The 24,214-nt window shown below is 55.9% G+C and carries 18 protein-coding genes and 1 other annotated feature; all 18 genes read right to left on the bottom strand.

The features are described from left to right. Positions 1-18: 18 nt before the first annotated feature. Positions 19-1,398 carry a bifunctional folylpolyglutamate synthase/dihydrofolate synthase gene (locus tag NYE69_RS27785; RefSeq protein WP_340929047.1) on the bottom strand — a complete coding sequence of 460 codons (1,380 nt, stop codon included), beginning with the start codon at positions 1,396-1,398 and terminating at the stop codon, positions 19-21. Positions 1,399-1,633: 235 nt separating this feature from the next. Beyond that, entirely contained in the window at positions 1,634-4,306 is a 2,673-nt protein-coding gene (locus tag NYE69_RS27790) for a valine--tRNA ligase (RefSeq protein WP_340929050.1), read from the bottom strand. Positions 4,307-4,471: 165 nt separating this feature from the next. Beyond that, positions 4,472-4,742 (bottom strand) — a binding site (T-box leader). An 85-nt stretch (positions 4,743-4,827) separates the two neighbouring features. Beyond that, positions 4,828-6,306, bottom strand: coding sequence for a LysM peptidoglycan-binding domain-containing protein (locus NYE69_RS27795; RefSeq protein ID WP_340929052.1), 1,479 nt, complete (start codon positions 6,304-6,306; stop codon positions 4,828-4,830). Positions 6,307-6,468: 162 nt separating this feature from the next. Then, complete coding sequence (locus NYE69_RS27800) at positions 6,469-7,581, bottom strand: ABC transporter permease (protein WP_124333122.1); 1,113 nt, start codon at positions 7,579-7,581, stop codon at positions 6,469-6,471. 18 nt (positions 7,582-7,599) lie between these two features. Then, entirely contained in the window at positions 7,600-8,733 is a 1,134-nt protein-coding gene (locus NYE69_RS27805; protein ID WP_340929056.1) for an ABC transporter permease, read from the bottom strand. A gap of 15 nt (positions 8,734-8,748) precedes the next feature. After that, entirely contained in the window at positions 8,749-9,690 is a 942-nt protein-coding gene (locus NYE69_RS27810; protein ID WP_340929057.1) for an ATP-binding cassette domain-containing protein, read from the bottom strand. A gap of 61 nt (positions 9,691-9,751) precedes the next feature. Next, positions 9,752-10,342 (bottom strand): TetR/AcrR family transcriptional regulator, encoded by a 591-nt coding sequence (locus NYE69_RS27815; RefSeq protein WP_340929059.1) that lies wholly within the window; start codon positions 10,340-10,342, stop codon positions 9,752-9,754. 83 nt (positions 10,343-10,425) lie between these two features. Next, positions 10,426-11,319, bottom strand: a complete 894-nt coding sequence (locus tag NYE69_RS27820; protein ID WP_445744848.1) for an RluA family pseudouridine synthase — start codon at positions 11,317-11,319, stop codon at positions 10,426-10,428. A 44-nt stretch (positions 11,320-11,363) separates the two neighbouring features. After that, positions 11,364-12,665 (bottom strand): glutamate-1-semialdehyde 2,1-aminomutase, encoded by a 1,302-nt coding sequence (hemL, locus tag NYE69_RS27825; protein ID WP_340929061.1) that lies wholly within the window; start codon positions 12,663-12,665, stop codon positions 11,364-11,366. 58 nt (positions 12,666-12,723) lie between these two features. Further along, positions 12,724-13,728, bottom strand: a complete 1,005-nt coding sequence (hemB, locus tag NYE69_RS27830) for a porphobilinogen synthase (RefSeq protein ID WP_340929063.1) — start codon at positions 13,726-13,728, stop codon at positions 12,724-12,726. 861 nt (positions 13,729-14,589) lie between these two features. Further along, positions 14,590-16,134, bottom strand: a complete 1,545-nt coding sequence (gene cobA / locus NYE69_RS27835; protein WP_340929065.1) for a uroporphyrinogen-III C-methyltransferase — start codon at positions 16,132-16,134, stop codon at positions 14,590-14,592. Positions 16,135-16,140: 6 nt separating this feature from the next. Continuing rightward, the gene (gene hemC / locus NYE69_RS27840) at positions 16,141-17,136 is read right to left on the bottom strand and encodes a hydroxymethylbilane synthase (RefSeq protein ID WP_340929066.1); all 996 of its coding nucleotides are present in this window, start codon (positions 17,134-17,136) and stop codon (positions 16,141-16,143) included. After that, positions 17,133-17,789: a precorrin-2 dehydrogenase/sirohydrochlorin ferrochelatase family protein gene (locus NYE69_RS27845; protein WP_340929069.1), complete on the bottom strand. Its 657-nt coding sequence runs from the start codon at positions 17,787-17,789 to the stop codon at positions 17,133-17,135. The genes hemC and NYE69_RS27845 overlap by 4 nt, the downstream gene beginning before the upstream one ends. Before the next feature lie 212 nt (positions 17,790-18,001). Beyond that, positions 18,002-19,402, bottom strand: a complete 1,401-nt coding sequence (gene hemA / locus NYE69_RS27850) for a glutamyl-tRNA reductase (RefSeq protein WP_326045532.1) — start codon at positions 19,400-19,402, stop codon at positions 18,002-18,004. 205 nt (positions 19,403-19,607) lie between these two features. Continuing rightward, positions 19,608-20,006: an adenosylmethionine decarboxylase gene (speD, locus tag NYE69_RS27855; protein WP_036620469.1), complete on the bottom strand. Its 399-nt coding sequence runs from the start codon at positions 20,004-20,006 to the stop codon at positions 19,608-19,610. A 323-nt stretch (positions 20,007-20,329) separates the two neighbouring features. Next, the gene (locus tag NYE69_RS27860) at positions 20,330-20,917 is read right to left on the bottom strand and encodes a non-ribosomal peptide synthetase module (RefSeq protein WP_328272059.1); all 588 of its coding nucleotides are present in this window, start codon (positions 20,915-20,917) and stop codon (positions 20,330-20,332) included. Positions 20,918-21,089: 172 nt separating this feature from the next. Then, on the bottom strand, positions 21,090-21,686 hold the full coding sequence (gene yihA, locus NYE69_RS27865) for a ribosome biogenesis GTP-binding protein YihA/YsxC (RefSeq protein WP_340929075.1): 597 nt from the start codon (positions 21,684-21,686) through the stop codon (positions 21,090-21,092). A 92-nt stretch (positions 21,687-21,778) separates the two neighbouring features. Next, a complete protein-coding gene (gene lon / locus NYE69_RS27870) occupies positions 21,779-24,115 on the bottom strand; it encodes an endopeptidase La (RefSeq protein WP_340929077.1) in 2,337 nt (778 codons plus the stop codon). Between the last annotated feature and the right edge of the window lie 99 nt (positions 24,116-24,214).

The raw sequence follows: 24,214 nt of genomic DNA on the forward strand, positions 1-24,214 counted from the left end.
TAGTATTTAACAAAATGGTCACCAGCCTTTTTCAGAATCGGTTTGATGCAAAAGGGCCGCCCGCACGTCCGAAATCAAATACAACGTGCCCGTCACTACCCCAAGATCCTCCCGTTCCGTCCGTGACTCCAAAAGCGAAAGGGCCTTTTTCCAGTCACGTTCCACGATGATTTCCAACTCCGCTTTCGCTTCCGATCCCTTAAGTTCGGTCACGAGCTCATTTAACGCGTCGGCATCCATTTTTCGGCGAAAATCGGGCTCGGTCAGAATAAGCGTATCCACTATTGGTAATATATGCTTGAAGTAGCCGAGATGATGCTTGTTGGCTAACATCCCCATCATCATATGCAGCTTGCGGTAGCGGTAAACTTCCGGAAGGCTTTTCGCCAGCGCCTCCGCGCCTTCCGGATTATGGGCTCCATCCAGCACGATGCGCGGCTCTTCCTTTACCAGCTCAAGACGTCCCGCCCAAAAAGCGGTGCGAAAGCCGTCCAACAGCGGCTCGTCTTCCAAAATGAAGGCCAGGTACTGCCGCAGCACTTCGAGGACCATCATCACCCCGGCCGCATTTTTGCATTGATGCTCCCCCTGCATGCCGATGGCGATGTCCAGCTCGCGAAATGGGCCGCAGAAACGCACGGTTTGCGCAGCCGCCTCGACATCCAGACGCTCAAACTTGAACTGTTCGCCAAGCAAATATAGATTCGCCCGCTTGCCAAGGGCCGTTTCCCTCAGCACGGCAATCGCTTCCGGCTGCTCCACGCAGCTTACCACCGGAACCCCGGGTTTGATGATGCCCGCCTTCTCGCGGGCGATCTGCTCGATGGTATCGCCAAGCACGTCCATATGATCATAACCGATATTCGTAATCAGCGAAACAATCGGCGTGACGATATTGGTAACATCCATCCTTCCCCCAAGGCCGGTCTCCCATACCACGACATCAGGATAACAGACCTCGGCGAAATAAAGGATCGCAATGGCCGTGCTGACCTCAAACATCGTCGGCGAGCCGAGCTCGGTTTCGGCAATTTCCCGCACGAGCGGCAACACCCGGCGCGCCAGCTCAAGGAGCGTCTCTTCGGGAATATCCGCTTCGTCATATTGAAAACGGTTCGTAAATTTCGTGATATAAGGGGACGTAAACGTCCCGACATGGTATCCGCATTCGCGCAGCGTCCGGGTGAGAAAAGCGCAGGACGAACCTTTGCCGTTTGTCCCGGCGACATGTATAAATTTCAGTCTCCGCTCGGGATTTCCCAAACGCTCCATCATCAGCTCGATGCGTTCCAGTCCCGGGCGGATTCCGAACGGAATCAGCCCGTTTATCCAGTCGACCGCTTCTTCATAGCTGCCCAGCGCAAGCGGCCGTATATCTTCGTCTGTAAGATCCCCCATGGTCTTCACCTTCATTTTGAATTAGTTTGCCTATATAAGCTGAACGAACTATTGATTGTACGGATCAGGGCAGCCGTGTGAAATGTTCTTACGATCGCTGCCCGCCCCAGATTTCTATGATTAAGTAGATTCATACATAGTAGAAATCTGGTCACAAAGGCGACCACTGCCGTTTCTAGAATCATTTCACACTCTTGCCTAACCTTCACATTTCATTAGTTCAACTTATATAGCCCTAGCCCTTCAGTTCCTCGATCCGGGCCAGCACCTTATCGCGTTTTTCGGCATAATCGGCCATTTTGGCGCGTTCCTCTTCGATGACTTTTGCCGGCGCTTTGGATACGAACCCTTCGTTGGCGAGCTTCTTCTCCACCCGTTCCACTTCCTTGTTCAGGTGATCGAGCTCTTTGTTCAAACGTTCGATTTCCTGCTGAATATCAATCAGCCCGGACAGCGGCAAATACAGGTCTGCTCCGGTCACGACGGCGGTCATCGCCTTGCCGGGTACGGCCGCGGTCAAGGACGCTTCGTATTCCGAAGTGTTGCAGAACCGGCGGATATAATGTTCGTTGCGGGCGATCACTTCGAGCGTTTCGGAACTGCCGGGCTTAACCACAAGTTCGATCTTTTTGCTCATCGGCACGTTCACTTCGGCGCGGATATTGCGCACGGCGCGAATGATGTCGATCAGCAGATTCATTTCTTGAACGGCGTCCGGAGCTTCCAGAGCCGGATCGTACTCAGGCCATGCAGCCAGCGTAATCGTCTCGCCTTTATGCGGCAAATGCTGCCATATTTCCTCGGAAATAAACGGCATGAACGGATGGATCATCCGCAGCGTACGATCCAGCACAAAGGCCAGCACGCCTTGCGTTTTCCGCTTAGCCGCGGCATCTTCGCCGTAAAGGGACAGCTTGGCGAATTCGATGTACCAGTCGCAAAGATCGTCCCAAATAAAATTATACAGCAGGCGTCCGGTTTCCCCGAACTCGTATGCATCGATCAAACGGGTAATCTCTTTGGCCGTCTCGTTGAAACGGTGCAAAATCCAGCGATCGGCCGTCGCCAATTCTCCGCTGATATCGATATCTTCGTAAGCCACGCCGTCCAGATTCATCAAAGCGAACCGGGAGGCGTTCCAGATTTTGTTCGCGAAATTGCGCGCCTGTTCGACGCGTTCCCAACGGAAGCGCAAATCCTGCCCCGGCGTGCTGCTTGTCGAAATCATGTAGCGCATCGCATCCGCGCCGTATTTCTCGATCACTTCGAGCGGATCGACGCCGTTGCCCAGCGATTTGGACATTTTCCGCCCTTCGCTGTCGCGCACGAGCCCGTGAATAAGCACGTCCTTAAACGGAATTTCGCCTTTAAATTCGAGCGACGTAAAAATCATCCGCGCTACCCAGAAATAGATGATGTCGTATCCGGTCACAAGCACATCGGTCGGGAAATACCGCTTCAGGTCCTCGCTGGATTCGTCCGGCCAGCCCAGCGTCGAAAACGGCCACAAGGCCGAGCTGAACCACGTGTCGAGCACGTCCTCGTCCTGCTTCAGATCGTCGCGGCCAAGTTTGGCGCGGGCTTCCTCCTCGCTGCGGGCCACGACCATCTCGCCCGTCGCCTCGCAGTACCAGGCCGGAATCCGGTGCCCCCACCACAGCTGACGGGAAATACACCAGTCGCGTACGTTTTCGATCCAGTGCAAATAAATTTTTTCGAAGCGGTCCGGTACGAAATTGACGCCTTTCCCGGATTTTTGCGCGGCGATGGCCGCTTCCGCGAGAGGTTTCATTTTCACGAACCACTGCGTCGACAAATACGGCTCGACCACCGCGCCCGTACGTTCGCTGTGTCCGACCTGATGCACGTGATCCTCGATTTTGACGAGAACGCCGAGTTCCTGCAAGTCCTTAACGATTTGCTTGCGGCATTCGCTGCGGTCCAGCCCCTGGTATTTGCCGGCTTCCCCATTCATCGTGCCGCTTTCGTCCATGACGCTTATTTGCGGCAGATTATGGCGGAGACCTACCTCGAAGTCGTTCGGGTCATGCGCCGGTGTAATTTTAACCGCGCCGCTGCCGAACTCCTTCTCGACATATTCATCCGCGATAATCGGGATTTCCCGGCCGACGATCGGCAGGCGCAGCGTTTTGCCGACCAGCTGCCGGTACCGTTCGTCCTCCGGATGGACCGCTACGGCCGTATCGCCGAGCATCGTCTCCGGACGCGTAGTCGCTACGGTGATGAAGCCGCTGCCGTCGCTGAGCGGATACTGCAGGTGATATAGGTGTCCGTTAACTTCTTTATATTCAACCTCGATGTCGGACAGCGCGGTGCGCGCGGCCGGATCCCAGTTGATGATATATTTGCCGCGGTAGATCAAGCCTTTTTCGTACAGCTTCACGAACACTTCGCGAACTGCTTGGGAAAGCCCCTCGTCCAGTGTAAAGCGCTCGCGCGAATAGTCAAGCGAAAAGCCCATTTTCGCCCATTGCTCGTGGATCGTGGCGGCGTATTGGTCCTTCCATTCCCAGACGCGTTCCAGGAACTTCTCGCGCCCCAAATCGTAACGGCTGACGCCTTGCTCGCGTAGTTTTTGCTCCACTTTCGTTTGCGTGGCGATCCCCGCATGGTCCGATCCCGGCAGCCATAATGCGTCATAACCCTGCATCCGTTTTGTCCGGATCAAAATATCCTGCAGCGTGAAATCCAGCGCATGGCCGATATGCAGCATGCCGGTCACGTTTGGCGGCGGGATTACGATCGTGTACGGCTGCGCGTCCTGACGCTGGCCGGCTTTGAAAAAGCCCCCCTCCATCCAATAACGGTACCACTTCTGTTCGGCCGATTTCGGGTCGTACGTCGTTGGCATTTCCGTTTGACTTTGTTGACCTTGGTTTTCCGTCATACCATTCAACCTCCGTTACAAATAAGCATCGCCTTCGCTTGCCGAAGATAATCCGCGTCCCATGAGACCGCGAGTATTCCCGGCAGCTTCCTGCAAAGCGCCCTTTGCGGCGGGACCTCGCTTTCTTCGGACCTTCGCCGCAAAAAACAAAAAAAGCCTTTCGTCTCAAAGGACGAAAGGCTTTACTTTCGCGGTACCACCTTTGTTTCGCGGCATTCAACCTTCCTTCGCCGGCCCCATTGATCCGGCAAAAAAGTTGACTCCGCGACACTCAAGCAGATAACGGCTGCTACCGGTCCGTTCTAACGGCTATCTCCGCTCAAACGGACGACTCCCGGGCGACTTCGGCCAGCTAACATCCTGCGGAATCTTTCAGCGTGTGGGTTCCGCTCTCTGAAGGGTTCACTGCCCTACTCTTCCCATTCCAAGTCGTTGACGCAATCATTTTGCTTGAATCTATATTATCATAACTTGGAAACCCGCGGGAGTCAATATTTAGCCCTGCATAACGGATCAAACGCCTACGGAATGTACAAAATTTGCCCTTCGGCCAAGTGGTTTTCGGACAGGCGATTGTACAACTGCAGTTCGCGGGAGCTCAGGTGATAGCGCTCAGCGATGTCATCCAGCGTTTCTTCCCGCTGTACGATCACCAGCTTGACCTTGCGGAACGGGGTTTGTTCCTCGCCTCCGTGAACAAAAAGATTTTTCCACAAGAGCTCCTCGCCATCGCCAATCTCCGCCTCGTCAGACGCCGCCGGGGAATACGCCGCTTGCGACTGCAGATCGTTCTGCGGCCGCGAAGAAATCAGTTTCTTGAGGCCAAAAGGCTCGCTTTCTTTTTCTTCGGTGCTTTTTTTGCTGCCTAGCGCGATCTTCAGTTCTTTTTTCTCCTCCTGGTGCTGCAGCAAAGAATTTTCCGCTTCGGCCTGCGCCAGACTTTCCGACAACACGTTTTCCGGTTCCTGGACGGCCTCGGCTGCGGCTTTATCCGGCCCGGCCGCAGCTTTTTCCTCTACGGCTTCGGAGAACGAAGGAAAGGCAGCTTCTTGCGGTTCCGCCTCGCTTGCCGCTACGTTTGCCGGCTCGTTTTCCGGCGCTTCGAAATGCAGCGGTTCTTTTTTCGCTTCCTTTTTGGCGGCGTCGATTTTTGCGGCTTCGCTTTTCACCGGTTCTTTTTCGGCGGCTTGGACGGGGGCGGCTTCGGGTTTCGCCGGTTCGCTCAAACGGTCCGCGGATTCCGGCTCGATAAAGGGGAGCATTTCCTGTTTGAACCATGCGTCATTAAACTGCTCAAACTCCGTTTGCTGCAGTATGCCTTGAACCGGGAGGGCGTATTCCTTGTCCGTCCACGGCCCGGCAGACGGTTCTGCGCTTTCCTCCTCCAACCATAGAGAGGTCGGCTCCGGCTCTGGCTCGGGGGCCGGCTTCGGTTTCGGCTCGTCCGGGCTCCGCTTCTCTTTCAGCGCTTCCTCCGGAAACGCCTGCCATTCCGTAAGTTTCGGGACTTCGGGTTCGAAACGGATCTCTTCTTGCTCCGCAAAAGAGAGGCCGCCCGCCTCCTCCTCGGGACTAACGCCCGGAACGACGTGTGCGGTCGTAAATTCCCGATCCTTCCAGCTATCGGCTTCCACCGCCAGCGAAGATGTCTCGACGCCCTTGAGCGACAAGACGCCGGTAATGTTCAAGCTGCGCGCGCTAAGCAGATCCACATCGAAGTTTTCAATTTCCACCGTGATATCCTCCAACCGGTTCACCCGGCTGAGCGGAATCGTAATTTCTACGGGGATCCAATGCTCCAGGCTGCGGGTCTCTCCTCCCCCCCGATACAAACCGGCCAGTAGCAAATGACCTCTTAATGAAGCATAGTCCTGTCCGGGAATGACCTGAATTTTCGGGAAAAGTTCAATTTCCTCCAGCTCTTCAATGCCGATCACATCTTCCGATAAATGAACGCGCTCGTAAATATCGAAACGAAGACCATAGGATTGATCAGCCAAAACGCTACCTCCTTTCAGCATATCCAAACATGATTCAGCATGCATATGTCATGATCCAAATCATCCTCGTTTTATCTATATGCCTTCGAAAAAGAGTGCATGCCAGCTTTTTGCTACCCGCGGTTTCTGCTCCTGGCCGCATTCATTAGCGTGTACTGCCCCTCACTGACCGCCCGAAAAACTCTTTTTGCCTGTTAACCTATAGAGTACGGGAATCAAGGCCAGCCCGATTGCGGCTACGGCCGTTATGCTAACCGCCTGTTCCGCCGTGAATCCTGCCTTGAAGTTATGAAGCACGGGATTAAACCATTGAAACACCCGCGAGACAATCCAGTACCGGGCAAACGTTTGAGATGCTTCCGGAAGCACGCTGACGCCGATAAATCCTCCGGTTCCGAAAAAGGTTGCGATCGACAACACGATGACGGTCGGTTGCAGCACCCGGTAATTTTTCAAAACATGAGCCAACCATAGCCCGGCGCAAGCGCAAGCGATCATCACCGGAATCATCATCAGATAAACCTGAAGCAGCGGCGAGGTGTATATTTTCATTTTAAAGGCGAAAACCGCAAGCAACAAGGAAGGGATCGAACAGATAACGGCGGTGGTTACGGCCGCAGCTACATTCCCCAGACCAGCCAACCATAACGGCTGCGGGGTCAGAAGGATTTCCTTCTTCGTTCTGTTCTCGTTTTCAAAAGCATGCAGATTGCCCGCCGTTATCGTCGCCCCCATAAAGAGAGAAAGCAGCAGGCAGCTTCCGGCGATGTAAGATACTCTCCAAACATCATGCGGTTTTTCCGTGATCAGTTTCGGCACTACTCTGAGACCGCCGTTTAAAGCCAACTCATCCAAAATACTGTGCTCCAATCGCAGCCGTACATTTTTCATCATATCGCTATTGATGTTAAACGTCTCAATATAAACGTCTTTTGATTTCGCGTAGTCGGAAGGGATCCGTATCAGCAGTTGCAGGCGTCCTTCTCTGACTTTGGCTCTCGCTTTCTCCAAATCCCTCTCCACCACATTGTAATACTTCGTTATATTGGAATGACTTTGCTCAATGCTCCGCACAAGGGACTTCGATTCCGCGTTATTGGCCTCATCGACTAGCCCTACAGGCCACTGATCGCCCCCCGCTCCCATAATAACCGCCGTCAGGTACATTAAAATCAGCGGCAGTAGTATAGGAGCGATGATTAGCTGTTTCTGCCTGCTTAAAATCTTCAAATTACGTACAAACATTCCGACTGCCGCATATAAAGAAGTTTTCATTTTTCTAAGCCGCCTCTCCTACTGTCCTTGAGAATAAGACAAGTTTCTCTTTAACCGGAACACCGCCATGAAAACGAACAGCGCCGTGAGCGCGAGCATGAACAGCAAACCCTTAAACTCATACGCTGCCGCAGATGCAAGAAAGGTACTCCGCATATTTTCCACCACATCGGAGACCGGAATCCGGCTCGATAATCGCCACAACCATTCGACCGGTCCGCCGTAAGCGAACCCGCGAATGGAGGATTCATTGCCGCAAACCAAATAGAGAAAAATTCCAATCACGGCGGACAGAGTGATGATCGGCATCGACTTGCGCAACCACACCCCGAGCATACTGCCGACCGCTCCGCCGAACAGGAACAACAGGGCAATCCAAAACCACAAAATGGGGGACATTCGGGTAGCTGGAAAAGACAGCGTAACACTCATAATCCCCAATACGAACAGGACGCTGATGATCGTCTGCAAAAAGGCGGTAATCCATTTTCCCAGTACAAAAGGAAGAAAACCGATAGAAGTAAGTACGATTTCCTTGCTCGTCCTTTCCTCCCATTCCCGCGCAATGAGCATTCCGGTATTGACCATGGATGTATACGTTACGGCGAACATGAGCAGGCCGATAGAAATGTACAGTTTCATCGACACGTCCCGGGGAAACTTCGCGTATTGCTGGACGATCTCGATGTTATGATCCGGGGCCGTTGCCTGTTGAAACAGATAGATGGCGTGCGACAACCGGATTTGAAAATTTTTGGTGGCATCCGAGTTGATATTATGAACATAGAGTTTAACTTCCGGAGCCGAGGTTCGCTGCTTGAGATCTTGGTCAAAAGCCGCCGGGATCTCGATCAGCGCTTCCGCTTCCCCGTTTTCATACCGCCGAAAGGCTTCATCCGGGTCGGTCGTTTGGACAATAAAGTAGGGTCCGTCGACCGAACTCATGTCCGTCAACATCCGAACAAACCGGTCGCTGAACTCTCCTTCCGATTCCCTTGCGATCACGACTGGATTGGTGGCGGACACTTGAGTGATCAACGAATAAAGAAAAACGAATACAACGGGTACGATAATGCTAAGTACCATTAACGAAGGATTCCTCCAGGTCATTTTGAGATCCTTCCAAACGATCGCCTTGGTTCCTTTCAACATGGCTTTGCCCTCCGATCAGTTCCTTAATTGGCGTCCGGTAAAATGCAGAAAGACGTCGTTTAATGTCGGTTCCTTCCACTCGAAGCTGATGAGCCCGTCGTTTTCGGCGTCAAACGATTTCAACATGCGCAAAGCGGTCTTTTTATCGGCAACTTTGACCAGCACCTTATTCGCTTCGAGCACTGGAAAGCATTCTCCACCCAGCCGCACAAAGGCAGTCCGGGCATCATTTTCCCGTTCGAAAATCAATGCCATAGCGTTATCGGTAATCCTCTCTTTCAACTGCTGCGGTGAACCGGAAGCCACGACGCTTCCCCGATCGATAATGACGATCCGGTCAGCCAGCGAGTCCGCTTCCTCCATGTAATTGGTTGTCAAAAATACGGTTTTGCCTTCCCCGGTCAACTCCCGGATGCGGGTCCATATCGAGTTCCGCGACTGAACGTCAACACCTAAGGTGGGCTCATCAAGCAAAATCAGATCGGGCGAGGTCAGAAGGGCCCGGGCTAACGCGAGCCGCCGCTGCATCCCCCCCGAATACGTTCCCACACGGTCATTCTGTCTTTCGCTCAGGCCGACCAATTCCAGCAGCTTGCCGATTTGCGAGGTCCACATCCGTTTTTCGATCCCATAATACTGCGCGTGAAACAGCAGATTCTCTCTGGCCGTCAGATCATTGTATAGTGCAGTCTCCTGGGGGACGACGGACAGTTTGCGGCGGACGGTCCGCATTTCTTTGGCGGGATCGAGCCCAAACACTCGGACGTCCCCCCGGGTCGGCCGGGAGAGTCCATTGATGAGATTAATGGTCGTCGTCTTGCCGGAACCGTTCGGACCGAGCAAGCAGAAAACTTCCCCCTGATTAACTTCAATGGACAACTGCTCCAGGGCGTAGAAGCGCTCCCGATTTTTTCGGGGATAGGACATTTCGACGTGATTCAATGCAACAACACTCACAAAAGCTCATCCTCTCCATTTTACTTACTAAGTACTTACTCAATAATATAGTTAAAAAAAATTAACCCAAGATCTTTAGAAACTGCTGGACCGTCGTACGAATATAAATTTCTCTTGTCTCTGCGTTCCGGGTAAACCGGTCATACAGCAGGAAATACATGACCATGGCCGTTTGGATGTTTCTTACCGCCAAACGCAGTTCTTCTTCATCCAGGGCGGTACGGTCTTTTAACAGAAAATACAGCGGTTTGAGCCCCTCTTCAATCAGGCTGACAAGATACTCGCGGATTTGCGGTTTGCGCTGGGCCTCTCCGAAGAACATTACGATCAGGTCGGTCTTCTCATTCAGCCTGTGCAGGAGTTGTCCGAAGTATTTCGTCAGCAGCGATTCGAGCGGCATATCATGATCCGTCTGATCGGCGGCGTCTCTTAGGTCCGGGATCAGCGAATGCTTGTCGACGACAGCCCACAGCAGTTCTTCCTTCGATTTGAAATAGTGATAAATCAATCCGTCCGTAGTTCCCGCTTCCTTGGCTATATCCTTCGTCGTGCTTGCATCGAAGCCTTTTGCGGAAAAAACTTTTAAAGCGGAATCGATTAATCTGTTTTTTGTTTCCAGACCTTTTTGCTGCCGTAAATTGAGTTTCTCCATTCGTTTCACCACTTCATTTCACTTAATGATTACTCAATAAGTTTATAACAAATACTTATGTTTGTAAATAAAAAAAGCTGCGGCTAGCGAAGCTTCGCACGCAGCTTTTCCAGCGCGTCGGGCCAGGGATCTTCAACTTCCACGGTCTCTCCCGTGAGCGGATCGGGAAAGGCTAGGCGTTCCCCGTGCAGCGCCTGGTGCGGCAAGCGCGCCGTGCTTCCTCCGTACAGCGTGTCGCCGATAAGCGGATGGCCCGCGGCGCTCAGGTGAACGCGGATTTGATGCGTTCGTCCCGTCTCCAGCGTGAGCCGGACCAGACTGGCGTCATGAGCCGGATACACCTCGACGAGTTCCACCCGGGTCAGCGCCGGCTTGCCTGTCGGGGAAACCCGGCGCCGCTGCTTGTGGTGGCGGTCCCGCCCGATCGGCTGATCGATCACCTTCAGATCCCGGCTGACAATACCATGCACGAAAGCGATATACGTCCGGCCGATCTCCTTACGGCTCATCGCCTCGTCCAGCTTGAGCTGGGCGTATTCGTTTTTGGCAAACAGCACCGGCCCGGACGTGAAATCGTCCAGGCGGTGGATATGCGCGGCCGCCACCGCTTCTCCGCGGCCGGCGTACAGCGCGGCGACCATATTGGCTAATGTGGCTCGCGGGGCCCCCGGCTTCGCAGCCGCGCCAGCTCCGCTGCCGTCCGGATGGACTTTGACCCCGGCCGGCTTATGTACGACGAGGCTAAAATCGTCTTCGTACAAAACCGCAAGCTGCTCAGCTTCCGCTTCTACCGGAGCGAATCCGGACTCTCTTGGCGGAAATACCCGCAAGCGCAGCCGATCCCCGGCCAGCTTGACGCCGCCTTCGGCCTGCAGCCGCCGCAGCAGCTTGGGGGGAGCGCCATAGCTCCCCTCAAGCCAGGCGAGGGCGGCGGCAAGCCGGTCCTGCCCCTCGGCTGGCACCAGCTTGCCAGGCATCAGCTCCAGCCACTCGCCCCGGCGCACGGCGGAAATCCGCGCGTTCACAGCTTTTGCAGCGCGCGGCGGTGCGCTTCGATCGTCAGCTCGATATCCTCGTCGGTATGCACGCCGGATACGAACATGCCTTCGAACTGCGAAGGCGCCACATTGATCCCTTCCTCCACCAGCGCGGCGAAATAACGGCGGAACAGATCGAGGTCGCTGCTTCTGGCCGTTTCATAGTTCACCACTTGCCGGTCGGTGAAAAACGGGCACACCATCGAGCCCACGCGATTGATCGTGCACGGAATGCCGCGCTCCTTGGCGTTTTGCTCGAATCCGTCCGCCAGCTTGGCGGAAAGCCGCTCCAGCCGCTCGTACACCTCCGGCGTCAGCAGCGACAGCGTCGTGTAGCCGGCGGCCATCGCCAGCGGATTGCCGCTCAGCGTGCCGGCCTGGTAAATCGGGCCCGTCGGGGCGATTTGCTCCATGATTTCGCGTTTGCCGCCGTAAGCGCCGACCGGCAGGCCGCCGCCGATCACCTTGCCAAGGCAGGTCAAATCCGGCGTGATGCCGAAACGCCCTTGGGCGCAGTTCATATGGACGCGGAAGCCCGTCATGACCTCGTCAAAAATCAGCAGGCTGCCGTACTGGCTCGTGATTTTACGCAGTCCTTCCAGGAAGCCGGGCTGCGGCGGTACAACGCCCATGTTGCCGGCGACCGGCTCCACGATCACCCCGGCGATTTCTTCGCCAAAACGCTCGAAAGCCAGCTTCACCGATTCCAGGTCGTTATAGGGCACCGCAATCGTGTTCGCAGCCACGCCTTCCGGCACGCCGGGGCTGTCCGGCAAGCCAAGCGTGGCCACGCCCGAGCCCGCCTTGATCAGCAGGCTGTCGGCATGGCCGTGATAGGAGCCCTCGAACTTCATGATTTTGCTGCGTCCGGTATAGCCGCGAGCCAGCCGGATCGCGCTCATCGTCGCTTCCGTTCCCGAATTGACCATGCGCACGACGTCGATCGAAGGCACGCGTTCCGCGACCAGCCTCGCCATCTCCGTTTCCAGCAGCGTAGGCGCCCCAAAGCTCGTCCCTTTCGCCGCCGTCTCCTGCAGCGCTTTAACGACCTCCGGGTGTGCGTGCCCCATAATCAGCGGGCCCCAGGAGCCCACATAGTCGATAAAGCTGTTTCCGTCGATATCGTACACGCGGGAGCCGATCCCGCGGTCGATGTACATCGGCGTCAAGCCGACCGATTTAAACGCCCGCACAGGGCTGTTTACGCCGCCGGGCAGCACCTTTTTCGCCTCTTCAAAAGCCTGCCGGGAACGCTCTTCGCCCCGCCGTCCGATCGTGTGATTCATGCCGAATCCCCTCCTATGGATCTTATCTTCCTAACCAACCATCCTGATTAACATCCGGTTAACGTTTCTCGCGCAGCCACCGCGCCATGTCTTTGGCAAAATAAGTGATAATGATGTCCGCGCCGGCGCGTTTCATCCCAAGCAGCATTTCCGTGACGATCGCGCGTTCGTCGATCCAGCCTTTTTGCGCGGCCGCTTTCACCATCGAATATTCGCCGCTGACGTTGTAGGCTACCAGCGGCAGATCAAACTCGTCCCGCAGCATGCGCAACACGTCCATAAACGCCAGCGCCGGTTTGACCATCAGCATATCCGCGCCTTCCAGCACGTCCGATTCCGCCTCGCGCAGCGCTTCCCGCGCATTGGCCGGATCCATTTGATACGTTTTGCGGTCGCCGAACTGCGGCGCGGAATCGGCCGCTTCCCGGAACGGCCCGTAAAAAGCCGAAGCGTATTTGACGGAATACGACATGATCGGCACATGGGTGAAGCCCGCTTCATCGAGCCCCGCGCGGATCGCCTGTACGAAGCCGTCCATCATGTTGGACGGAGCGATGATGTCTGCGCCCGCCTTCGCCTGCGAAACCGCCGTCTTCACGAGCAGCTCCAGCGACTCGTCATTCAACACGTCCCCGCATACATGCCCATCCCGTTCATAAGTGTGCACCATTCCGCAGTGGCCGTGATCGGTAAATTCGCAAAGGCAGGTATCGGCGACGACGAGCAGATCGGGGTAACGTTTTTTGATCACCCGCGTAGCCTCCTGCACGATGCCGTTATCGACAAATGCGGATGTGCCCACGGCGTCCTTCGTTTCCGGAATGCCGAACAGCAGCACCGCCGGAATGCCCAGGTCGACGATTTCCTTTACTTCCTCCTCCAGCGTATCCAGCGAAAAATGAAACACGCCGGGCATGGAAGGAATCTCGTTTTTCACGCCGCTGCCGTACGTCACGAAAATCGGCTGAATAAAGTCGTCCACCGTCAGCACCGTCTCGCGCACCATTCCGCGAATGGCGGCCGATTGCCGCAAACGGCGATGTCTTACAAATGGGTAGTTCATCGCAATAACCTCCTGTATTGAAGCGGGAACATGTCCCGCTAGTGCATTAAAAGCTGGATTTGAGCAAAAGAATCGGCCGTTCTCCGAACTTAGCAACGGACCGGAACACCGTTTTTTGACGAAATCAAGAGCTGGAGCGCTCTGCAAAACGATTCTAACGGTTGCCGCAAACGCTATTTGTTCCAGAAACGTTGATCTCAAACTCTAACGGTTGCCATAGCGCTTATTTCACTGAAATCCGGCTATTTCTGCCCAGATTAAGGCAAATAACGGCGCTCGCAACCGTTAGAATCTAGAAAGGGTCTTTTTTCGTAAAATAACAGCTGCTGCAACCGTTAGATTTCCGCGAGTGGGCGACAGTATCGGCTCGATAACCTGGACTTTTGCTGGAAACAAGATCCGCTCCGCCACCGCATCGGCCATCGATCGCATGCAGCCCGATCCCCCGCCTTACTGGCCGATCACCGCACGCTCCCCGATCATCCACCTTACTGGCCGATCACCGCACGTTCCCCGATCTGCCACCTTACTGGCCGATCACCGCATGCTCCCCGATCCTCTGCCTTACTGGCCGATCACCGCACGCTCCCCGATCATCCGTCTTACTGGCCGGTCACCGCACGCTCCCCGATCATCCACCTTACTGGCCGGTCACCGCACGTTCCCCGATCTGCCACCTTACTGGCCGATCACCGCATGCTCCCCGATCCTCTGCCTTACTGGCCGATCACCGCACTCTCCCCGATCATCCGTCTTACTGGCCGGTCACCGCACGCTCCCCGATCCCCCGCCTTACTAGCCGGTCACCGCGCGCTCCCTGATCATCCACCATAATAACCGATCGGTTGCTTCATGCGGCCGCTAGACCAATGCGCCCCGCTCCTTCCAGTCGCAGAGAGCTTCGATCAAGCTGGGGATCGTCGCCTCCTTGGCCAGGATCGACACGCGCAGCCCGGCCTCCTCCGCGGTACGTGCGGTGACCGGCCCGATGCAGGCGATTTCCGCGCCCTGCAGGGCCGCCACCGGATTAGCTACGCCCATGCCCGACAGCGCGGCCAAAAGATTGGTCACCGTCGAGGAGCTGGTGAAGGTCACGGCATGAATCCGCCCCTTCTCCAGCAGCTTGAGCAGCTCCTCGTCCTTTTCGCCGGCCGGGACCGTCTCATACATGACCGCCTCGGTGACGGCGAGCCCTTGACCGCGCAGCGCTTCCGGCAGCCACGCCCGGGCGAGATCCCCGCGCGGCAGCAGCACGCTTTGGCCGGGCAGCAGTTCCGGGCCGAACGCTTCCAGCAGGCCTTCGGCCTGGAACCGGCCCGGCAGCTCCTCGGCGGCAATGCCGCGCTCGCGCAGCGCCGCCAGCGTAGCCGGCCCTACGGCCGCAATGCGCGCCTTATGCAGCGCGCGAATGTCTTTTCCCAGTCTCTCCAGGTGCTTGAAGAAATAGTCGACGCCGTTCACGCTGGTAAAAAACGCCCAATCGTACGTCTCCAGGCGGCTTAAAGCCTCGTCCGTACGGACCAGCACAGCGCCGCTCGGCATCGAGATCTCGATGACCGGGAACTCGTACGGCTCGCCGCCCAATTCCTCGATGCCGCGGACGAGATCGCTCGCCTGGGAGCGGGAGCGCGTCACTAATATCCGCTTGCCGAACAAAGGCATGGCCTCCGCCCACATGAGCTGCTCGCGCTGATTCACCACCTCGCCGACGACAGTGACCGCCGGCGGCTTAAAGCCGGCGTCAAGCACCTTTTGCTCGATGTCGGCCAGCGTCCCGGTCAGCGTCTCCTGCTCCGCCCGGGTTCCCCAGCGCACCAGCGCCACCGGCGTCTCCGGGGGCCGGCCGTGGGCGATCAGCTGCTTGCTGATATAGCCGATATTCGCCACGCCCATCATAAACACGAGCGTGCCCGTTGCGTTCGTCACCTTTTCCCAGTTGATGGACAAGTCCAGCTTATCCGGGCTTTCATGGCCGGTGATGATCGATACGGAGGAGGCCAAATCGCGGTGGGTAACCGGGATGCCGGCATAAGCCGGAACGGATATCGCCGCGGTGATGCCCGGTACGATTTCATAAGTAATCCCGTGCTTGCGCAGCAGTTCGGCCTCCTCGCCCCCCCGCCCGAAAACGGTAGGGTCCCCGCCCTTCAGACGCACCACGGTTTTCCCCGCAAGCGCCAAATCGACCAACAGCCGGCTAATATCCTCCTGTTTCATCGTATGCCGGTCGGTCCGCTTGCCAACGTAAATTTTCTCGGCTCCCGGCTTCGCTTTTCTCAAAAGGCTTGGATTGGCCAGGCGGTCATATACGATAACATCGCCCTTTTTGATGCAATCCAGCCCCTTTAGCGTAATCAACCGCGCATCCCCCGGGCCGGCGCCGACCAAATATACTCTCCCCGTCATGTCCATTCACTCCTCGGCTTCCTTAAGTAACGCGTCCGCCCCTTGGGCCAGCAGCAGCCCGGCAATTCGCTCGCCCAAGGCCACCGGATCTTCCCCTACGGCGCTCTCCTTCAAAATAACCTGGCCGTCCGCCGAGCCGACCATGCCGGTCAGCCTGATCCGCGGAGCGCGGCCGGAGCCTGCCTCGCCGCCGCCCGCGCCGCCTTCTTCCGGCGCTTGTCCGCCCGCCCGCTCCAAAGTCGCGTAAGCGCCGATCGGCACCTGGCAGCCGCCGTTCAGCACGGCGAGAAAACGGCGCTCCGCCGCCACGGTAAGCGCGGTGTCCGGGTCGTTGTACAAGGATAACAGCTCCCGCAGCTCGGCATCGTTTTCCCGGCATTCGATCCCAAGCGCGCCCTGGCCGACCGCCGGCAAACAAACGTCAGCGGACAGGTAAGCCGTGACCCGGTTCTCCCAGCCCATCCGCTGCAGGCCCGCCGCCGCCAAAATAATCGCGTCGAACCCCTCCTCTTCAAGCTTGCGCAGGCGGGAATCGATATTTCCCCGGACCGGCTCGAGCACGAGATCCGGGCGGTAGGCCAGCAGCTGGCTGGAGCGGCGCAAGCTGCTCGTGCCGACGCGCGCGCCTTGCGGCAGCTCGTGCAAGTGAAGACCGCTGCGGGAGATAAGCGCGTCCCGCGGGTCCTTCCGCAGCGGCACTCCCCCGTTGATCAATCCTTCCGGGAGCACGGACGGCATATCTTTCATGCTGTGAACCGCCATATCGATTTCCCCGTCCAGCATCGCCTGTTCGATCTCCTTGACGAACAGCCCCTTGCCGCCGATTTTCGACAGGGTCACATCCAGGATGCGGTCGCCTTTGGTGACGATTTTTTTGACCTCAAACTCAAACGGAAGTCCATGCGCCCGGCACAGTTCCTTCAAATCATCGATCACCTGTTCCGTTTGCGTTAATGCCAGCTGGCTTTGTCTTGTCCCTACCACAATCGTACGCTTCGTCATTCGCTATTCCTCCGTTGTTCTTCTTCGATCCAGGCGGCGATCTCCGCTTCGCTCCACGGCGTGAAGCCGCCTTGCCGGATCGACGGCAAAATATCCAGCTCGCCCAGCCTGGCCAGCAGCCGTTTGCGCCGCTCTTTATCTTCAACCTGCTGCTTGACCCGAGTCCGGACCAAGCTTAGAAATTCGACATATCGTTCATATGTATCGCCAAAACGCCGGTCGATCTCGCGGCATAATTCCCGGGCCGCCGCAGGTCCCGCTCCCGAAGTGGACACCCCGATCACCAGCTTGCCGCGGCGGACGACGCTGGGGGTGATAAAACTTCCCCGCGCTCCGTCGGCGGTATCGTTTACCGGAATCCCGAGCATTTCCGCCTCCTTCACGATACTATCGTTCACCTGCCGGGAATCGGTAGCGGCAAACACGAGAAACGCCCCTTTCAGGTCCCCTTCCCGGTACTCGCGCGCCAACCAAGCGACCTCTCCTTCCCGAATGCGGTCCTGAAGCCAGGCCGTCACGCCGGGGCTAATCACCGTAACGACCGCGCCGGCCTCCGTCAAAGCGGCCGCTTTGCGCGTGGCGACAGTCCCCCCGCCGACGATCACGCAGCGGCGGCCTTCCAAATTCAACATAACGGGCATATAATGGGGCATCGTTTTATCCACTCCCGGACATTTGGTTCATCACGTTAATAGCATACCCTACCCTGCCGTATTTTGCCATTGCCAGCCTAAAAACCGAGCTTCTCCGCACAAGAAAAAGCCCCGCGCCCCCGCTTCTTTTCGAATTCCAGCCATGCAATTCGAAAAACCAAGCAGAGGGCTCAGGGCATTCCCGAGGGCCGTTTCTCTCCCTTATGCAAATGTTAAACCGGCACCTTCGCCAAAGGAAGTTCGGCTTCGCGCACAATAGGCGCTTCGGTCGGCGCGGCATCTTCGTTTTCAAGGGAGGCGGCGCTTTCCTCTCCCGACGGCGCGGGCGCGGCCGCGCCCGCTTCCAGATGCTTCTCAAGCGCAAAGATCTGCGTAAACATCTCCAGCGCTTCGGCCCCCTGTTTCCCGCCGGCCATTTCCTTGATCCGGTTGATCGGATCATGCATCATCTGGTTCAGGATGCTTTTGGTCAGCCGCCGGATCACCTTGCGCTGGCGCTCATCCAGCTCAGGCAGCTTATTAAACATACTGTCCAGCGTGCTTTCATGAATATGGGCGGCCTTTTCCTGCAGGGCGCGGATCACCGGTTTGACGCCAAGCGTTTGCAGCCAGTTCGCAAACACCTGCATTTCCTCTTCGATCATCTTATCGATTTTCACCGCTTCGGCCCGGCGCATCTCCAAGTTGTTCTCCACGATACCCTCCAGATCGTCGATATCATACAAAAACACGTTCTCAAGCTCGCCGATCTCCGGCTCGATATCCCGCGGCACCGCGATATCGATCATAAAGAGAGGACGGTCCGGGCGCCGCTTCATGCTGCGCGCGACCTGCGCCGACGTGATCACGTATCCTTCCGCTCCGGTCGAGCTGATCAGAATATCCACGTCCGCCAGCCGCTCCATCGCTTCCTGCATCGTGCACGGCGTGCCGTCAAACTTGGCGGCGAGCTCCTGGGCGCGGGCATAGGTCCGGTTGGCGACGATAACTTCGTCCGCTCCGCCCCCGCTTAAGTGCTTCGCGGTCAGCTCGCTCATTTTGCCGGCGCCGAGGATCAGCACCCGCTTGCCGCTAAAGCTGCCGAAGATCCGTTTGCCCAGTTCCACCGCCGCATAGCTGATGGAAACGGCGCTTTCGCCGATGGCGGTTTCCGAATGGGCGCGTTTCCCGAGCGTCACGGCTTGCTTAAACAGCATGTTGAACCAGGTCCCCGTCCCCTTCTCGCGCTGCGACAGCAAAAACGCGCTTTTAACCTGGCCAAGGATCTGCGTTTCGCCCAGCACCATCGAATCCAGGCCGCAGGCGACCCGGAACAGATGGCGTACGGCTTGTTCATCCTCATACATATATAAATGGCGGGTAAATTCTTCGCGCGGAACCCCAAACCAGCGTTCCATAAAGCTGCGGATAAAATACCCGCACATGTGCAGTCGATCGACCACCACATAAATTTCCGTCCGATTGCAGGTCGCGATAATAACGCCTTCCAATACACTTTTGGTGCGTAAGAGCTCCTGCAGCGCTTGCGGCATGTCTTTCTCCGCGAAGGAGAAGCGTTCTCTGACTTCCACAGGCGCCGTACGATAGTTTAACCCGACTACGACAATGTGCATTGCAAGTTCACCTGCCTTCTTTTTGATGTTCAATCACCAACCGTAAACAAACTATGTTAATTATATCACAGAGGACGTCCATAACTCGTTCATTTCCGTGAGTTTTTTATGAATTATTTATGAAGTCGGCGATAACAAAACAAATAACCATGGAATTGTTCCATGGTTATCTTATTTTTCCCATATTTCCAAAATCTATGATGGATTACGCAAATTCCGCTTTTTTGGCAGGCGAATCTTCGACTTCCAGTTCGCCCAGCCCGCGAACCAGCTGCTTTGCGTAAATTTTCTCCGGTTGCAAAACGGACACCAGGTAATCGACGGCCAACCCGGGCTCCACCATTTCTCCGCAAGTGTAGCAATCGATGGCGGCAAACCCTCTCTCAGGATACGTATGGATCGAGAGATGGCTCTCCGACAGCATCACAAGCACCGTAGCGCCTTGTGGTTCGAACTGTCTCGATTGTATGGACAGCACCGTGGCTCCGCAAGCTTCGGCGGCTTCCACCAAATGAGCTTCGAGGAGATCCGCGTTGTTCAGTACATCGAAGTCGACTCCCCAAACATCAGCAGCAACGTGTCTTCCGAAAGTTGAATGTTCCATCTTCCGGTTCCCCCTTCCTAGGAATAAAATGTTTGGAAAAATTTCATCCGCTAGGACCTACGTCATTCACTTCCCGAGGGAAAAATCTCTCGCAACATCTCCATGTCCTGAGTGAATCCTGGTTCCTATATTCTTTTCAACGAGATTAAAAATAACATCTCCCGGGGACAATTGCAACCTTTTTTTAAAAAAAGCGCCGCGCTCCCTCCTCCCCGCCCTTACCTGAGAAAAAGCTACCCATTAATCCGGGTAGCTTTCCCTAGTACTTTATGCCGTTTTCAGATCAAGGGTGACTTGCCGCCGCACCGGCGAATCGAAAAAATTCAAGCCTCCAGCACAAACAATCTCCGGGAGCAGTCCCGCAATTCCGCGTCGATCCGCTCCACTTCCCCCGCGTCCTGCGCGATAAAGCGGGCATCCAGCAAAGCGTTGATATTCCTGCGGATTCGGTCGATCTCGATCTCCGCCTCATTGCTGCGATAGATGCGCGCCAGCTCTCCCGCCGTATCCTTGAGTTCAAAAACAAGCTTGTAGGAATCCCGGGAATATTCGACGATTTTGCGAACTCGGCCTTCCTGATAATAATACATCATCATGAATCCATTATAAATTCTCGTTACCATACCGCTGCCTTTGAAAGCCGCGAACAGCAGTCTCATCACGTTCGTGAGATGGGGTTGTTCCAAGCGGAAAGACAATTCACAGACGTAATATCCGTCTTTACGGTCAAAAGGCAGATGCACTTCCTCCCCGCCGTCATCCTCCAGCACCACCTCTTGCCCGCCGTTTTCGAGCACCTTCACCCGCTGGCGCACATGAGGATCGTACACTTTGTGAATAAACTGCGACATCTGAACTTCCGACAAACGCAAACTGGCGTTAACATACTCTGTGGCTAACCGCTGAGCCATAAAAATCTCCTCAATTCTTTTACAATCGCTTTATCATAATTATACACTACGATCAAAAGGGTTTGCTCAGCGGCCAAAACGTGAATTCACGCCATTTTTCAGAAAAAACCGGATTCAGCCGTTTTTAACCGTAAAAATCCCGCTTCATGCTCACTTTCCTGCGGAAACTGCTTCAAATCCCTTCCATATCCGTTGATTTGTTTATCAGCCCCCACAGCTCATCTTTCCCGGTGCCTTCCTCCGAAGAGAACAGGATGACGGGATCGCCCGCCCGCAGGACCAGCGCTTCCTTAATGATTTTCAGATGCTTCGGCCAGCGCGTTTTCGGCACCTTGTCCGCTTTGGTGGCCACAACGCAAACCGGGAGCTCGTACGCCTTCAGCCAATCGTACATCAGCTCGTCGTCCTTGGAAGGCGGATGCCTCATATCGACGATCAGGAGAACGAGTTTCAGCGTTTCCCGCTCCATTAAATACTTTTCGATCATTTTGCCCCAGGCTTCACGCTGCGATTTCGATACTTTGGCGTAGCCGTAACCGGGGACGTCCACGAAATAGAGCCCGTCGTTGATCCGATAGTAATTCAAATGCTGCGTTTTTCCGGGAGTCGAACTTGTGCGGGCCAAATTTTTACGTCCGATCATGCGGTTGATCAGCGATGATTTGCCGACATTGGAACGCCCTGCCAGAGCGATTTCCGGCAAGGCGTCGTCGGGATATTGGTTTGGACCCACGGCACTGATCACAAATTCTGCTTTTGTCACTTTCATCGTTCCAAATCCTCTCTACAAGCGCGGTGATAAGCTGTGGATTAAATCTATAACCCAGGATCTCAACCCAGCATCTTTAATCTTAAGCCGCGTTAATGCACTTCGGGATGCTCCACAAGGGCGTGCTCAAGCACTTGATCCATGTGGGACACCGGCACGAACTCTACCTCTTCCTTGACGCTTTCGGGGATATCCCGCAGATCGCGCTCATTGTCTTTGGGAAGCAGGATTTTCCGGTAGCCGGCCCGGTGGGCGGCCAGCGATTTCTCCTTCAGCCCCCCGATCGGCAGCACGCGGCCGCGCAGCGTAATTTCTCCGGTCATGGCCACGTCCTTAGAGACATGACGGTTCGTCAGCGCGGAAATGAGCGCCGTGGCGATCGTAATCCCGGCCGACGGGCCGTCTTTGGGGATCGCGCCTTCGGGAATATGGATATGGATATCGTTTTTCTCGTGAAAATCCAGCGGGATGCCGAGCTCCGCCGCTTTGGAGCGGGTATAGCTGAACGCGGCCTGCGCCGACTCCTTCATAACGTCGCCCAGCTTGCCGGTCAAGGTCAGCTTGCCGCTGCCCGGAACGACCGTGACTTCGATCATCAGCGTTTCCCCGCCGACCTCCGTCCAGGCCAGCCCGGTGACCGTGCCGATCTGATCCTCCAGTTCGGCGACGCCGTAACGGTATTTCGGCACGCCCAAATAATCTTTGATATCGTCGGGTCCGATCGCGATCTTCTCCTTGCCCTCGGACACGATTTGCTTGGCCGCTTTGCGGCACAGCGCCGCGACCTGCTGCTCGAGACCCCGCACCCCCGATTCGCGCGTGTATTCGCGGATCGTCTTAAGCAGCGCATCCTCCCCGATTTCCAGCTGTTCGGCCGCAAGGCCGTGCTCTTTCTTCTGCTTCGGCAGCAGGTAGCGGGTGGCGATCTGCAGCTTCTCCAGCTCCGTATACCCCGGTATGAACAGCGTTTCCATCCGGTCGAGCAGCGGGCGCGGAATATTGTGCACCGCGTTGGCCGTCGTAATAAACATCACGTTCGACAAGTCGAACGGCACCTCGATAAAATGATCGCTGAACGTGTTGTTCTGCTCGGGATCAAGCACTTCCAGCAGCGCCGCGGAAGGATCGCCGCGAAAATCGGAGGCCATCTTGTCGATCTCGTCCAGCAGGAACACCGGATTCAGCGTCCCCGCCGACTTCATGCCCTGGATGATGCGTCCCGGCATGGCGCCGACATACGTGCGCCGGTGGCCGCGGATCTCCGCTTCGTCCCGCACGCCGCCGAGCGAAATGCGGACGAACTCACGCCCTAGCGAACGGGCGATCGAACGGGCCAGCGAGGTTTTGCCCACCCCGGGCGGCCCGACAAGGCAGAGGATGGGACCCTTAAGCTTTTTGACGAGCTTTTGCACGGCCAGATATTCCAGCACCCGCTCCTTCGGCTTATCCAGCCCGTAATGATCCTCGTTCAGCACCTGCTCGGCTTTGGCCAAGTCCAGGTCGTCTTCCGTTTTTTCATGCCACGGCAGGCTCAGCAGCCAATCGACGTAATTGCGGATTACGCCGCCCTCCGCCGAACTCGCGGGCATTTTCTCCAGCCGGTCGATTTCTTTCTCGGCCTTTTCCCTGACCTTTTCCGGAAGCCGCTTCTCCTCCATTTGCGCGCGCAGTTCCTCGGCCTCTCCGGCCCGGCCTTCTTTCTCGCCAAGCTCCTTTTGGATCGCTTTCATCTGCTCGCGCAAGTAGTATTCCTTCTGCGTCTTCTCCATCTGTTTCTTGACGCGTTGGCTGATCTTCCGTTCCAGTTCAAGCACTTCGCGTTCATTATTCAAAATGTCCAGCAGCTTCTCCAGCCGTTTCCGGACATCGATCGTTTCCAAAATTTCTTGCTTGTCCTTAATCTTCAAGGACAGGTGGCTGGTGATCACATCGGCGAGGCGCCCCGCCTCTTCGATATCCGATACCGCGGCGAGCGTCTCCGGCGTGACCTTCTTGGACAGATTGATATAATGTTCAAATTGGGTTAAAACCGTGCGCATCAGCGCGTCGATTTCCGGATCGACCGTTTCCTCCTCCGGACGCTCCTTGGCGATAACCTCGTAATATTCGTCATTATCCAGGTATTCGATAATTTCGGCGCGCTCCATTCCTTCCACCAACACTCGAATCGTGCCATTGGGCAGCTTCAGCATTTGGCGGACTTTCGCAACGGTCCCGATACGAAAAATATCTTCTTGCGTTGGTTCTTCAATGTTCACTTCGGACTGAGAACAGAGGAGAATCAGGTTATCTTCGACCATCGCTTTTTCCAGAGCTTTTACGGATTTCTCGCGGCCCACGTCCAAATGCAGAACCATGCTCGGGTAGACGAGAAGGCCCCGTAAGGGTAGCAAAGGAAAGCGCCGGCCTTTTGATTTATGCGGTCCCATCGCTTATGCACCTCCAAACGTTCTCGTTAGATATCATTGCTATTTTAGCAAATGTTACATAAAAACACCAACGAGGAGCGGCCGCTTAAGCAGCAGCCG

Origin of the sequence: Paenibacillus sp. FSL R5-0527 (genome assembly GCF_038008055.1) — a bacterium.
Classification (GTDB): domain Bacteria; phylum Bacillota; class Bacilli; order Paenibacillales; family Paenibacillaceae; genus Fontibacillus; species Fontibacillus macerans.